The sequence below is a fragment of the Duganella sp. AC917 genome, assembly GCF_979258245.1.
The window spans coordinates 4006410-4020288 of the sequence record NZ_OZ409848.1 but is presented as its reverse complement, the minus strand read 5'-3'; the positions used below and the strand labels follow the sequence as shown (position 1 = coordinate 4020288).

14 protein-coding genes are annotated in these 13879 nt (G+C 62.5%); 8 read left to right on the top strand and 6 right to left on the bottom strand.

The window, feature by feature from the left end; genetic code table 11:
• The first annotated feature begins 44 nt into the window (after nucleotides 1–44).
• Complete coding sequence (gstA, locus tag ACZ0BA_RS17385; protein ID WP_463452473.1) at nucleotides 45–656, top strand: glutathione transferase GstA; 612 nt, start codon at nucleotides 45–47, stop codon at nucleotides 654–656.
• 9 nt (nucleotides 657–665) lie between these two features.
• Here gstA and ACZ0BA_RS17380 read toward each other — a convergent pair whose 3' ends face one another.
• Nucleotides 666–1442 carry a DeoR/GlpR family DNA-binding transcription regulator gene (locus tag ACZ0BA_RS17380; RefSeq protein WP_463452472.1) on the bottom strand — a complete coding sequence of 259 codons (777 nt, stop codon included), beginning with the start codon at nucleotides 1440–1442 and terminating at the stop codon, nucleotides 666–668.
• Between the two features lie 78 nt (nucleotides 1443–1520).
• Here ACZ0BA_RS17380 and ACZ0BA_RS17375 point away from each other — a divergent pair, with 78 nt between their 5' ends.
• From ACZ0BA_RS17375 to ACZ0BA_RS17365, 3 genes are all read left to right on the top strand, one after another.
• A complete protein-coding gene (locus tag ACZ0BA_RS17375; protein WP_463452471.1) occupies nucleotides 1521–2099 on the top strand; it encodes an NUDIX domain-containing protein in 579 nt (192 codons plus the stop codon).
• 144 nt (nucleotides 2100–2243) lie between these two features.
• Nucleotides 2244–2489, top strand: a complete 246-nt coding sequence (locus ACZ0BA_RS17370; protein ID WP_463452470.1) for a hypothetical protein — start codon at nucleotides 2244–2246, stop codon at nucleotides 2487–2489.
• A gap of 45 nt (nucleotides 2490–2534) precedes the next feature.
• Nucleotides 2535–2885, top strand: coding sequence for a c-type cytochrome (locus ACZ0BA_RS17365; protein ID WP_463452469.1), 351 nt, complete (start codon nucleotides 2535–2537; stop codon nucleotides 2883–2885).
• A gap of 12 nt (nucleotides 2886–2897) precedes the next feature.
• On the opposite strand, the gene ACZ0BA_RS17360 is transcribed toward ACZ0BA_RS17365, so the two are convergent.
• The 4 genes from ACZ0BA_RS17360 to ACZ0BA_RS17345 form a co-directional block, all read right to left on the bottom strand.
• Nucleotides 2898–3869 (bottom strand): ABC transporter permease, encoded by a 972-nt coding sequence (locus tag ACZ0BA_RS17360; RefSeq protein WP_463452468.1) that lies wholly within the window; start codon nucleotides 3867–3869, stop codon nucleotides 2898–2900.
• Nucleotides 3870–3876: 7 nt separating this feature from the next.
• Nucleotides 3877–4950: an ABC transporter permease gene (locus ACZ0BA_RS17355; protein WP_463452467.1), complete on the bottom strand. Its 1074-nt coding sequence runs from the start codon at nucleotides 4948–4950 to the stop codon at nucleotides 3877–3879.
• Nucleotides 4947–6476, bottom strand: coding sequence for an ABC transporter ATP-binding protein (locus tag ACZ0BA_RS17350; RefSeq protein WP_463452466.1), 1530 nt, complete (start codon nucleotides 6474–6476; stop codon nucleotides 4947–4949). Before ACZ0BA_RS17350 ends, ACZ0BA_RS17355 begins: the two co-directional genes overlap by 4 nt.
• A gap of 122 nt (nucleotides 6477–6598) precedes the next feature.
• Entirely contained in the window at nucleotides 6599–7594 is a 996-nt protein-coding gene (locus tag ACZ0BA_RS17345; RefSeq protein WP_463452465.1) for a BMP family lipoprotein, read from the bottom strand.
• Between the two features lie 603 nt (nucleotides 7595–8197).
• Between ACZ0BA_RS17345 and ACZ0BA_RS17340 the strand changes: the two genes are divergently transcribed.
• The 4 genes from ACZ0BA_RS17340 to pcp all read left to right on the top strand — a co-directional run bounded on the left by ACZ0BA_RS17340 (nucleotide 8198) and on the right by pcp (nucleotide 12970).
• Nucleotides 8198–10540, top strand: coding sequence for a TonB-dependent receptor (locus ACZ0BA_RS17340; RefSeq protein WP_463452464.1), 2343 nt, complete (start codon nucleotides 8198–8200; stop codon nucleotides 10538–10540).
• A gap of 67 nt (nucleotides 10541–10607) precedes the next feature.
• Complete coding sequence (locus tag ACZ0BA_RS17335; RefSeq protein ID WP_463452463.1) at nucleotides 10608–11309, top strand: DUF969 domain-containing protein; 702 nt, start codon at nucleotides 10608–10610, stop codon at nucleotides 11307–11309.
• Nucleotides 11306–12262 (top strand): DUF979 domain-containing protein, encoded by a 957-nt coding sequence (locus ACZ0BA_RS17330; RefSeq protein ID WP_463452462.1) that lies wholly within the window; start codon nucleotides 11306–11308, stop codon nucleotides 12260–12262. Before ACZ0BA_RS17335 ends, ACZ0BA_RS17330 begins: the two co-directional genes overlap by 4 nt.
• A gap of 57 nt (nucleotides 12263–12319) precedes the next feature.
• Complete coding sequence (gene pcp / locus ACZ0BA_RS17325) at nucleotides 12320–12970, top strand: pyroglutamyl-peptidase I (RefSeq protein ID WP_463452461.1); 651 nt, start codon at nucleotides 12320–12322, stop codon at nucleotides 12968–12970.
• Here the strand turns inward: pcp and ACZ0BA_RS17320 are convergent.
• Entirely contained in the window at nucleotides 12967–13875 is a 909-nt protein-coding gene (locus ACZ0BA_RS17320) for a LysR family transcriptional regulator (protein ID WP_463452460.1), read from the bottom strand. The two genes, pcp and ACZ0BA_RS17320, sit on opposite strands and share 4 nt — an antisense overlap.
• Between the last annotated feature and the right edge of the window lie 4 nt (nucleotides 13876–13879).

Below are 13879 nucleotides of genomic sequence, written 5' to 3'. Positions count from 1 at the left end.
GGCTATTATACGGTCCAACATCAACCCAAGTAAGGATCGTCACCATGAAGCTGTACTACTCTCCGGGCACCTGTTCCATGGCCTCCCACATCGTGCTGCGTGAAGCCGGCGCGCCCTATGAACTGGTAAAAGTCGATCTGCGGCAGCACAAGACGGAGTCCGGTGCAGACTTCTACGCCATCAATCCCAAGGGCGCGGTGCCGGCTCTGATGCTGGACGACGGCGCTTTGTTGACAGAGGGCGCCGCCGTGCTGCAATACCTCGGCGACCACTACGCGCCTGCACTGCTGCCGGCCAACGGCACGCTGGAGCGCGCCCGCCTGCAGGAGATGCTGAACTATCTGGCGTCGGAATATCACAAGGCGTTCGTGCCGCTGTTTTATCTGCCAAAGGACGGTGACGGCACCGAACTTAAAACCAAGGTCGCCGCTCGCCAAACCTATCTGGACAAGCTGCTGGCGGAAGGGCGCGACTTCATCCTGGGCGACAGCTTCGGCGTGGCCGACTGCTATCTCTACACAGTAACCCGCTGGTCCGCCACTTTCGGCATGACACTGGACGCGCTGCCTGCGCTGAAGGCCTACATGGCGCGGGTGGAGGAGCGTCCGGCGGTCAAGGCGGTGCTCAAGGCCGAGGAGCAGCCGGCGTTCGCGTAACGCAGCGCCTCAGTCGGCCAGCACCACTTCTATCCCCAGCGCGCGGTAGGGTGTGAGCAGGGCATCGGGCACGCCGGCGTTGACGATGATCGCGCCGACATCGTCCATCGGCGCGATCTGGAAGGGTGATGCGGTGTCCAGCTTTTCCGGCGACGCCAGCACCACGGTCTTGTGCGCCGCCGCCGCGATCGCGCGTTTGACGCCGGCTTCGTCGTAGTCGCCGGTGCTGATGCCTTGTTGCGGATGCAGGCTGCACACGCCCATGAAGTAGATATCGGTGCGGATCTGCGCGATCGCGTCCAGCGCCGCCGGCCCCATGGTCACGATCGAGTGTTTGAACAGTCGGCCGCCGATGATGATCACGTCGATCAACGGATGGTCCGCCAGCTCGACTGCGATACTGGGACTGTGCGTGACGACGGTGCACTGCAAGTCGGCCGGCAAATGACGCGCCAGTTGCACCGCCGTCGTGCCGCCGTCGATGAACACCACCTGTCCGGCCTTGATCATGCTTGCAGCCGCACGTGCGATGGCCGGTTTGGCGTCGCTCGATATGTGCTGGCGTTCGGCGAAATTGCCCATCGCGGGCGATGCAGGCAGCGGCGCCGCCATCGGCAGCGCGCCGCCGTGGACCCGCTGCAGCAATCCTTCGCCGGCCAGCTCGCGCAGGTCGCGGCGTATCGTATCTTCCGATAATCCCAACTCCTCGCTGAGGGACTTGGCGACGATCTGGCCATCCTGTTTCAGGCGGGAGAGCAGTAGTTCTTTGCGTTGACGAGTCAGCATGATTTGCACGAATTATCTTGATATTGCACGATAATGCATGATATCGTAAAAATACGCAATCAGAAAAGGAAGGCCGCCATGCCCGAAGACCGAATCCGCATTCACAAAGTCGAAACCCTGTCCGACGACTGGTTCGTGCTGAAGAAAACCACTTTCGACTACCGCCGCAGCGACGGTACCTGGCAGCGTCAGTCGCGCGAAACGTATGATCGCGGTCACGGCGCCACCATCCTGTTGTACAACCGCGAGCGCCGCAGCGTGGTGCTGGTACGGCAGTTTCGCTTTCCGGCGTATGTCGAAGGACACCCCGGCTTTTTGATCGAGGCGCCGGCCGGGCTGCTGGACCAGGCCACGCCGGAAGTGCGCATCAAGGCCGAGGTGGAGGAGGAGACCGGCTACCGCATCGGTGAAGTGCACAAGGTGTTCGAAGCGTTCATGAGTCCCGGATCGGTCACCGAGCGGCTGCATTTTTTCGTGGCCGAATACGATCCGGCATCGCGTCCAGGCACGGGCGGCGGGCTGGCGGAAGAGGGCGAGGACATCGAAGTGCTGGAACTGACGATGGAGCAGGCGATGGCGATGATGGCTTGCGGTGAAATCGCAGACGGCAAAACCATCATGCTGCTGCAATACGCCGCGCTCCACCTGCTGCGTTAGTTTTGACCATGAGGCTCGGTGATATCTTTTGAGTGCCCTCAATCGTCGAAAAGGTTTAAAGTCCTACAGTGACGGATGCGCCTCGTTTCCGGAAAAGTATTGAAGGATTTTTGCTCCCGGTTACCGCCAAGGAAAGGTGAAACCATGAATAATCTCGCTGATAAAGTCGATGGCGCTGACCTGGTGGCGGCGTGGCAGCGGTTTGACCAGATTACGCAGCTCCGGCCGATTAACTCGGAAGCCGACTATGATCACGTTGTCGGGTTAATGAACCGCGTGCTGGATGTCATGGGCGACGATGAACAGCATCCGCTGTCAGGACTGTTGGTGTTGTTAGCGGAGATGGTTAGCGGCTACGATAAGATCCATTATCCGGTGGAGCGATTATAGAAAGTACCAATGCGCAGCGTTAGCAGGATACTCGTCGGTGTCATCATGGTTTTGCTCATCTCCGGCCACGCCGGCGCTGCCGGCTACGTCGGCAACGCCAAAGCCGGCGAAGCCGCGTTCCGCAAGTGCGCCTCTTGCCATCAGGTCGGCCGCTACGCGCAGGCGGGCTACGGCCCGCAGCTGAACGGCATCATCGGGCGCAAGGCGGCCACCACGCCGGACTTCAAGTATTCCGAGGCGATGAAGAAATCGGGGATAGTCTGGACCGAACAAAAGCTGGCCGCCTACCTGCGCGCGCCGCACGATGTGGTCCCCGGGACAAGCATGCGTTTCTGGGGGATCGGTGACGACCAGCAGATCGCCGATCTGCTGGTGTATATGCGGGAGTTCCGCTAGAGGGACGTGCGCTTAGCGCGACTTGACGAACGGGATGCCGAGCGATTTCGGCGCCACCGACTTGGCCATCAGGCCGGCCAGCACGATCACCGTCAGCACGTACGGCACCATCTGGATCATCGCGCCCGGCAGGCGACCGATGCCCGGCAATTCCACGCCTTCGATCTGGATCTGCACCGCGCCGAAGAAGCCGAACATCAGGCAGCCCAGGAAGGTGTACAGCGGACGCCAGTTACCGAACACCATGGCGGTCAACGCCAGATAACCCGCGCCGGCCGACATGTCGCGCAGGAAGAAGCCGCTCTGCACGATCGACAGGTAGGCGCCCGAGAACGAGCACAGGAAACCGGCGATCAGCATCGCCATATAGCGCTGGCGCTCGACGCTGACGCCGGCCGCGTCGGCTGCGTGCGGATTCTCGCCGCAGGCGCGCAGGCGCAGGCCGAAGCGGCTGTGGTAGACGATCCAGTGCACCAGCGGCACCAAGGCGAAGGCCATGTACACCAGCACCGAATGGCCGCCGATCAGATGCGCGTACACCCAGCCGATGAAGGGAATGCCTTCCACCGCTGCGGTCCCTGGGAGCACGACGTCGAACAGGCGCGCCTGGCCCAGGTCCGGCGTGCGGCCGCCCTGCTGGAAGATGTATTGCGCCACCACGAAGGTCAGGCCGCTCATGGCGATGTTGATAGCGATGCCGGCCACCAGCTGGTTGCCCTTCTGGGTGATGGCGATGTAGGCCTGCAGGCTGGCCAGCAGCATCGATACCACGATGCCGGCCATCACGCCGTACCATGGGTTCTGCGTGGTGAAGGCAACCGCCGCCGACACGAACGCCGACGCCAGGATTTTGCCTTCGAGGCCGATGTCGATCACGCCCGAGCGCTCGGCAAACAGGCCGGCCATGCCGGCGAAAATCAGCACCGGCGCGTTGCGCACGGTCGATACCAGGATGCTGCCGATATGGAGGTCGTCGAGAGTCATAGTGTCCTCACTTCTTCAGTTTGAGCAGTTTGGCGATCGCCGGCGCGTACAGGTTTTCCATCGCGCCGCAGAACAGGATGATCAATCCCTGCACCAGGATCACCGTCTCCGGCGGGATGTTCTGCTTTTCCAGCGACAGGTCGAAGCCGCCCTGTGTCAGGGCGCCGAACAGCAACGCCGACAGGAAGATACCGACCGGATGCTGGCGGCCCATCAGCGCGATGGCGATGCCGATGAAGCCCGCGCCGCCGACGAAGTTGAGCGACAGGTAATGGGTCGAGCCCATGATGGAATTGACCGAGCCGAGACCGGCCAGCGCGCCCGAGATCAGCATGACGATGATGATCATCTTGCTGATGCGGATGCCCGCGTAGTGGGCGGCGTGCTTGTTCAGGCCCGTGGCGCGCAGCTTGAAGCCCCACGAGGAACGCGACACCACCACGCCATAGATCACCAGCGCGATGATCGCCAGGAAGAAGCTGATGTTGAGCGGTGTCTCGCCCAGCACCGGGAACCATTGGTTCAGGCGTGGCATTTCGGCGGCGGCCGCGAAGGCGCGGCTGGCCGGATTCTGCTCGCCCGGCGGCACCAATTTGACGATCACGGTGTTCATCAACGCGGCGGCGATGTAGTTGAACATGATGGTGGTGACCACCACGTGGCTGCCGCGCTTCGCTTGCAGGTAGCCGGGCACGAACGCCCACAATGCACCGAACAACGCCGCGCCGATCATGCCGACCGGGATCAGGAACAGCGCCGGCAGCGAGCTGTCGAAGGTCAGCATGGCCAGCGTCAGGCCAAGGCCGGCGAAGTACATCTGGCCTTCGGCGCCGATGTTGAACAGGCCCGCCTCCATGGCGATCGACACGGCCAGGCCGGTGAAGATGAAGGTGGAAGCGTAGAACAGCGTGTAGCTCAAGCCCTCCGGATTGATGACGGCGCTGTTGATCAGGATCGCCAGCGATTCGGTCGGGCTCTCGCCCAGCAGGTGGATCACCAGCGCGGTCACCAGCAGTGCCGATAGAAGGTTCAACAGGGGCAGGGCAAACGCGGTCGCCCAGCGTGGCAGGTCTTTGTTCATGATTTGTGCATTCCGCCCATCAGCAAGCCGATACGGGTCGTGTCGAATTCTTCAATTTTCAGTTCGCCGGTGATGCGGCCGCCGCACATGACGAGGATGCGGTCCGCCAGCGCGCGCACTTCTTCCAGCTCCACCGACACCAGCAGGATCGCCACGCCGGAGTCGCGCAGGGCCAGCAGCTGCTTGTGGATGCTCTCGATGGTGCCGATGTCGACGCCGCGCGTGGGCTGGCCGACCAGCATCAGCTTGGGCTGCGCCAGCACTTCGCGCGCGATCACCACTTTTTGCTGGTTGCCGCCGGAGAGCAGGCCGATACGCAGGTCATGGTTATCGGGACGCACGTCGAAGCTTTTCATCAGCGCGTCGCAGCGCGCCGCAATGGCCTTGAAGTTGAGCAGGCCCCATTTGTTTTTCAGCTTGTCCTGGTAGCCCAGGATGGTGTTGTGCATGACCGAGAAGGCTTTCACGACGCCATCGCGCAGGCGGTCCTCCGGCACGTGGGCGATGCCCAGTTCGCGGAAGGTGCGTGGCAGGCCGTCGGCGTCGGAGCGGCTGCCGAAGGGCAGGTCCTTGCCGAGGAATTCGAGCTTGCCGGAGGTCGGCAGGCGCATGCCCGACAGGATCTCCATCAATTCGCTCTGGCCGTTGCCGGAGACGCCGGCAATCGCCACGATCTCGCCGGCGCGCAGGGTGAAGCCGATGTCGGCCAGCAGCTTGACCTGCTGGTCGTCGCTTAACTGCAGGTTCTCCACCCGCAGCACCGGCGCGCCCGGATTGTACGGCGCGCGCGGCAGGTTGTTCTCGATCGGACGGCCGACCATCATGTTGGCCAGGGCTTCCTTGGTGGTGCCGGCGGTCGGCACGGCGCCGATCACGCGGCCGCCGCGCATCACGGTGACGGTGTCGGTGATATCGAGGATTTCCTGCAGCTTGTGGGTGATCAGGATGATGGTCTTGCCCTGTTCCTTGAACAGGCGCAGGATCTCGAACAGCGACGCGGTCTCCTGCGCCGTCAGCACGGCGGTCGGTTCGTCCAGGATCAGGATGTTGGCGCTGCGGTAGATCTGCTTGAGGATCTCGACCCGCTGCTGCGCGCCCACCGACAGGTCGTGGATGGTGGCCAGCGGATCGACGTCGAGCCGGTAGCGGGCGCAGATCTCGCGCAGCTTCGCCTCGACGGCGGCGCGCTTCGACTGTAGCTTGAAACCGCCCTCGCTGCCCAGCATGACGTTATCGAGCACGGTCATGTTCTCGACCAGCATAAAATGCTGGTGCACCATGCCGATGCCGAGGGCGATCGCCTCCTGGCTGTTGTGGATGCGGCGCGCCTGGCCGTCGAGCAGGATCTCCCCGCCGTCGGCGCGGTAGTAGCCGTACAGGATACTCATCAGTGTCGATTTGCCGGCGCCGTTCTCGCCCACCAGGCCGTGGATCGATCCCTTGGCGATGGCGAAGCTGACGTCCGTGTTCGCCTTGACAGCTCCGAAATGCTTGGAGATGCCGCGAAATTCTACTGCTGGCTGCATAGGGTCGTTTCGGTTCGGTTGAATAAACGGTAAGGCGTAAACGTTAAATGCGTCAACGCGTAAAACGTTAAACGCGCCGCACGGGGACAACCCCGGCGGCGCGCTCAATGTTCAAACGGGCGTCAGACGGGGCAGGCCGCGCCCGAACGGATATCGATGACCTTGACCTTGCCGTCGATGATGTCCTTGCGCGCGCCCAGCACGCGCTTCTCGATTTCCGGCGTGATCAGCGAGCGGTTGTTGGCGTCCAGCGCCCAATCGACGCCGCCTTCCTTGATGCCCTTGGCGGTCACGCCGGCCTTCCAGGTGCCGGCCTTGACCTGCGTGAACGCGTCGAAGACAGCGTTGTCGACGCGCTTGACCATCGAGGTCAGGATCGAACCCGGATACAGGTGGTTCTGGTTGGAGTCGACGCCGATGGCCAGCTTGCCTTTTTCCTTGGCCGTCTGCAGCGTGCCGAGACCCGAGCCGCCGGCCACCGCGAACACCACGTCGACGCCGCGGTCGAACTGCGACCGGGCCAGCTCACCGCCCTTGGCCGGGTTGTTCCACGAGTCGGCGGTGGTGCCGACCATGTTGGAAGTGACGTCGGCCTTCGGGTTGACCGACTTCGCGCCCTGCGCGTAGCCGCAGGCGAAGGTGCGGATCAGCGGGATGTCGACGCCGCCGATGAAGCCGAGTTTTTTGGTTTTGGACGCCATCGCGGCGGCCACGCCGACCAGGTACGAGCCTTCTTCTTCCTTGAAGGTGATCGAGTTGATGTTGGCGCCTTGCGCCACGCCGTCGATCAGCACGAAACGCACCTTGGGGAATTCCTTGGCGACCTTCTGCACGGCCGACTGCTGGGCGAAGCCGATCGACGCGATCAGGTCCATGTTTTTGCGCGCCAGGCCGCGCAGCACTTGCTCGGCCTGGGTGTCGCTGGAGGCTTGCACCTCGGTGAAATTGATGTTGGTTTCCTTCTTGAAGCGCGAGGCGCCTTCAAAAGCGGACTGGTTGAACGATTTGTCGAACTTGCCGCCCGCGTCATACACGATGGCCAATTTTGGGTCCGCCGCGGACGCGCTGGCAGCGATACAGATTGCTGCAACCGTCAAACTAAGTTGTGAAAGTTTCATGAATAGGCTCCTGGAAGATCGATATTGTATATTTTTATTGGACGAAACATATAATCCGGCGCCGTTTTATAGCGGCAAACCCCTGATTTCTAGCGCTTTCGCTCTGACCGGACGACCACCGGCGGCCAATGCTTGCTGAAAGCTTGTCTAAATTGCAGCGTCCGCTCGACCGCTCGCGGACCGCCGGCACGCGTTCCCGGTCCGCCCCCGCAAGTTCATGTCGCACTGCCGCAACAGTCGGCGCCGAATTAAATATTTTTATATTGTTGCTTTTTGTCCTATTGGAAAAACTTCCTGCCATCTGGATAATCCCCGCTCCAAGCATAAAGCGACCTCTGCCAGCGTACCTTCGCCATTCTTAAAGCACCTTCCTCGGTGCAAGTTACCGGCATTTCCTCTGGGGAAGCGGCTATTTTTTGAGCAATCCGTCACTATGCATCAGCCTGGATATGTACGACAAATTCGATTTTATTTAGTCATTTAGACAAAATTGATATGAATCGAACCATGGAAAAAGTGGGTTTATGTCATTTTTTTCCATGCTAGGATGATTGGAATAACTACAAATACCATCCAAACCTATACAAAACGGGAGCAGCATTTATGAGCAAGAACAGTAGTGGTTTCGCAGTGCGGTCATTGATCGCCCTGGCCGTGGCAAGCGCCTTCCCGCTGCACGCGGCCCTGGCCACCGAAGCGGGCGAGTTGGCCCAGCCGGCAGCCGCTGAGGGACAAGACACTGCGGCCGCGACCGCCGCCCCGAGCACTCCGGGCCAGCTCGAAACCGTGATCGTGACCGCGCAGCGCCGCGCCGAAAACATCAAGGACGTGCCGATGTCGATCGCCACCATCAAGGGCGACAAGCTCGACGTGCTGACCTCCGGCGCCGGCGACATCCGCGTGCTGTCGGGCCGCTCGCCGTCGCTCAACATCGAATCGGACTTCGGCCGCGCCTTCCCGCGCTTCTATATCCGCGGCCTCGGCAACACCGACTTCGACCTGAACGCCTCGCAGCCGGTCGGCTACGTGATGGACGACATCGTCCAGGAAAACGCCATGCTCAAGGGCTTCCCTGTGTTCGACGTCGACCAGGTCGAAGTGCTGCGCGGCCCGCAAGGCACGCTGTTCGGCCGTAACTCGCCGGCCGGCGTGATCAAATTCGACTCGGCCAAACCGGTATTCAAGCAGGAAGGCTATCTGCAGGTCGGCATCGGCAACTACTCGGCCAAGAACGTCGAGGGCGCTTTCAACGTCCCGGTCAGCGACACCGTGGCGCTGCGCTTCTCGGGCACCAGCCAGCACCGCGACGACCGCGTGCACAACACCAACCCGACCCCGGGCAAGGGCACCCAGGACTTCGAAGGCTACGGCGACAACGCCTTCCGCCTGCAGGCGCTGGTGCAGCCGAACAAGGATTTCAGCGCGCTGTTTAACTACCATCAGCGCAACTACCACGGCAGCGCCACCTTGTTCCGCGCCAATATCATCAAGCAGGGCACCAACGACATCGTCGACGGCTTCGACTACGGCTCGTACCCGAGCGACGGCGTCAACTACCAGAAGCTGGAAACCAAGGGCGGCAGCATGCGCCTGAAGTACAACCTGGCCGACATCACGCTGCACTCGATCACCGGCTACGAAAAGCTCAAGTTCAACAGCCGCGCCGACGTCGACGGCGGCTATGGCGCCGTGTTCGCGCCACCGTACGGCCCGGGCCGGATTCCGTTCCCGGTCGAGACCGCCGACTTGCTGCCCGACCACAAGCAACTGACGCAGGAATTCCGCGCCGAGTCGAACTACAAAGGCCCGCTGCAGTGGATCGGTGGCCTGTTTTACTTCAAAGAGAACATCCAGATCGACAGTATCAGTTTTGACACGCTGTCGGCCGGCAATCCGCAAAACACCGCCTACGCGCGCCAGTTCCAGGATTCCAAGTCGTGGGCCGCGTTCGGTTCGCTGAACTACACCGTCTCCGAGAAGCTCAAGCTGCGCGGCGGCGTGCGCTACACCAACGACAAGAAGGATTTCCAGGCCTCGCGCACGGACTTCAACGCCGCCAACGTGCTGGTGACCGTGCCGCATTCGCTGAGCAGCGACTCGAGCAACGTCAGCTGGGACGCCAGCGGCACCTATGAACTGGACAAGAACACCAACCTGTTCGCCCGCGTGGCCACCGGCTACCGCGCGCCGTCGATGCAGGGCCGCCTGAACGGTCTGGCCGACGTGCCGTCGATGGCCGGCGCCGAGAAGGCGCTGTCGTTCGAGGCCGGCGTCAAGCAGGACCTGTTCGACAAGCGCGCCCGCCTGAGCGCGGCCGTGTTCCAGTACCGCGTCAAGGACAAGCAGCTGACCGCCGGCAGCGGCACGGTCAACATGAACCAGCTGCTCAACGCCGACAAGGTCACCGGCCAGGGCGTCGAGCTCGACTTCCAGGCCAATCTGGGCTACGGCTTCAGCACCACGGCCGGCTACAGTTTCAACGACACCGAGATCAAGGATCCACGGGTGCGCGTGCAGTACTGCGGCAACCTGGCCAACAACGCCGGCCTGGGCTGCACCCCGACCGATCCGGTGGCCGTCGGCTTCCCGGGCAACGTCCTGATCGACGGCAACGACCTGCCGCGCGCGCCGCGCCACCAGGCCAACTTCACGCTCAAGTACAGCACCGACGTCGCCAATGGCGAGCTGTATGCGCTGACCGACTGGAGCTACCGTAGCGGCTACAACTTCTTCCTGTACACGGCACCGGAATACCGCGCCAAGTCGCTGGTCGAAGGTGGCGTGCGGGTCGGTTACAAATGGGGCGACGGCAAGTATGAAGTGGCCGCCTTCGGCCGCAACATCACGAACAAGATCGTCCTGCTCAGCGCCATCGAGTTCGACAACCTGACCGGCATGTTGAACGAGCCGCGCACCTGGGGCGCGACCTTCAAAGTCAACTTCTAAAACGAAGCCACGACCGATCCCCGCGCATCGCAAGGTGCGCGGGGATTTTCACATCCACGGAGCTGAAATGAATCACACTGTTAATCTTTGGCCGCTGCTCGGGGTGGCCGTCATCATTCTCGGTTTCGCGCTGCGCGCCCATCCGGTGCTGGTGGTGATCGCCGCTTGCGCCGTGACCGGATTCGCCGCGTCGATGGATGTGGAGCACCTGCTGGCGGTGCTGGGCGCGGCCTTCATCAAGACCCGCAACCTGCCGCTGATCCTGCTGCTGCCGCTGGCGGCCATCGGCCTGCTGGAACGCTACGGCCTCAAGGAACACGCGCAGGCGTCCATCGCCCGCATCAAGTCGGCCACTACCGGGCGGTTGCTGATCGTTTATCTGGCGATCCGCGAAATCAGCGCCGCCTTCGGCCTGACCAGCATCGGCGGCCATCCGAACATGGTGCGCCCGCTGATCGCGCCGATGGCCGAGGGCGCGGCCGAGAACCGCTATCCGGCGCTCACCGACGCGCTGCGCCACCGCATCCGCGCGATGTCGGCCGCCACGGACAACGTCGGCCTGTTCTTCGGCGAGGACGTGTTCGTGGCCTTCGGCGCCATCGTGCTGATGCAAACCATCCTGCGGGGCGAAGGCATCGAGGTCGATCCGCTGCACATGGCGCTGTGGGGCATCCCGACGGCGGTGACGGCCTTCATCATCCATTCGTGGCGGCTGCACCGGCTCGACGCGCATATCGCCCGCGCGATGATGAAGGGCGGCCAAGCATGATACTCAAGCTCGAATACTTTTATGTGGTGCTGGGCGCGATGCTGCTGATGATCGCGGTGATGGCGCTGCGCGACCCTCATAATCCCAAGCGCTATTCCAGCGCCTTGTTCTGGGCCTTGTACGCGGTGGTCTATCTGGCCGGCGACTGGCTGTCGCCGGTGGCGGCGGGCGCGCTGATGGTGGTGATGGCGCTGATCGCCGGTTTCGGCGGCGTCACGCTGGGACGCTACGGCGAGCGCTCGCCCGAGCAGCGCCGCGACAGCGCGCAGCGGCTGGGCCACAAACTGCTGATACCGGCGCTGATCATTCCAGTCACGACGATGATCGGTTCGACCTTGCTGAAGGACGTAAAATTCGACGGCCTGTTCCTGCTCGATCCGAAGAACTCGACCCTGGTCAGCCTGGGTTGCGGTTCGCTATTCGCCGTCGCCACCGCGTGCTGGCTGACGCGCGCCACGCCACTGCAGGCGATGCGCGAGTCGCGCCGGCTGGTCGATCATCTGGGTTGGGCGGTGGTGCTGCCGCACATGCTGGCGGTGCTTGGCCTATTGTTTACCGAGGCGGGCATGGGCAAGGCCGTGGCGCACGTGGTTACCTCGTACATCAACATGGATGTGAAGCTGGTGGCGGTGGCGGTGTACTGCATCGGCATGGCGCTATTCACCATCATCATGGGCAATGGCTTTGCCGCCTTCCCGGTGATCGCCGGCGGCGTCGGCATCCCGGTGCTGGTGGGCGTTTACCACGCCAACCCCGCCGTCATGGCGGCCATCGGCATGTTCAGCGCCTATTGCGGGACCCTGATGACGCCGATGGCGGCCAACTTCAACATCGTGCCGGCGGCGCTGCTGGAGCTGCCCGATAAAAACGCCGTGGTCAAAATCCAGGTGGCGACCGCGCTGCCGATTTTGCTTGTTAATATTGCACTACTGTATTTTCTGTTGGACATGTAAACGACAATCATTTAGGTTAGAGTAGCAGTCTGGTAGTCGAGTGTGGAGTCAAAGCGGATGAAAAAGATCATATTGTTGACGGGTTTCGAGCCCTTCAACCAGGAGCCGGTCAACCCCTCGTGGGAAGCGGTACAAGCCCTGCAGGGCTGGCATGAAGGTGATTTTGTCGTGCATGCGCGCCAGCTGCCGTGCGTGTTCGGACAGGCAAAGAAGGCGATGCACCAGGCGGTGGAGGAGCTGCAGCCGAGTATCGTGATCGCCGTCGGCCAGGCCGGCGGCCGCGTTGACCTGTCGATCGAGCGGGTCGCCATCAATATCGACGACGCGCCCATCGCGGACAACCAGATGCGCCAGATCGTCGACCAGCCCATCGTCACCGGCGGTCCCGCCGCCTACTTCTCGACGTTGCCGATCAAGGCGATCGTGCAGGCGCTGCGCGAAGCCGGGCTGCCGTCGTCGGTATCGCAAAGCGCTGGCACCTTTGTTTGTAATCACGTGTTCTACGGCTTGATGCACCAGGCCAGCGAGTGGGGCACGACGATGCGCGCCGGCTTTATCCACATTCCGTATCTGCCGCAGCAGGCGGCCCGGCATCCGGGTTCCGCCAGCATGAAGCTGGAGGACATGGTCGAGGGACTGCGCATCGCCATCCGCACCACGCTCGCGCACACCGTCGATGTGCGCGAGGCGGGCGGCGTGACGCACTAGGCGCCTGGCTTGGAGGGATTGAGGATATTGAGGAAAGCCCGCACCACCGGCGCGTCGTCCAGCGTGGTGTAGGTGATGTACAGATTGGCCGACGGCGGGTTGCTGCGGATCGGCAGGAACACCACGCCCGGCCAGCCGATACGACTGGTGGTCTCGGGCAGCAGTGCCACGCCCAGGCCCGCGCCCACCATCGCCAGCAAGGTTTGCGGCTCGGACGCCTCCTGGAAAATCGTCGGCTGGAAGCCGGCCTTCACACAGCACTGGATCAGATAGCGCGGGAACGACGACTTGTCGAGCGCCAGCGTCAGCATCGGTTCGTCGGCGATGTCCATCAACTCGATCGACTCCTCCTTGGCCAGCGGATGGTGCTCGTTGATGGCCACGCACACGTCCTCGCGGAAGCACAGCTCCTGGCGCAGGTTGTCCTGCTTCAGATCGTCCTCGTCGAGCTTGGGCTCGCGCCAGAAACCGACGTCCACCTGCTTGGCGCGCAGCGCTTCATACTGCAAGGTCGGCCCCAGTTCGTGCAGGGTCCACGTCACGCGCGGGAACTTGGTCTGGAACTCTTCCAGCAAACTGGGAATCGGCCCCCACATCGCCGAGCCGACAATACCCACCCGCAAGCGTCCCACCTCGCCGCGGTCGATCTGGCGGATGGTGTCGATCGTCATGCGCATCTTCGCCAGCAGCTCGGACGCCTCGCTCATGAGCGCCTTGCCGGCCACCGTCAGCTCGAAGGTGCGGGTGGTGCGGGCGAACAGTTTGACACCCAGCTCGCTCTCCAGTTTCATGATCTGCTGGCTCAGTGGCGGCTGCGAGATGTGCAGGCGTTCGGCGGCGCGGCTAAAACTCTTTTCCTCGGCGACCGCCAGGAAGTACCTCAATTGTTTCAGATCGATGGACATGGCG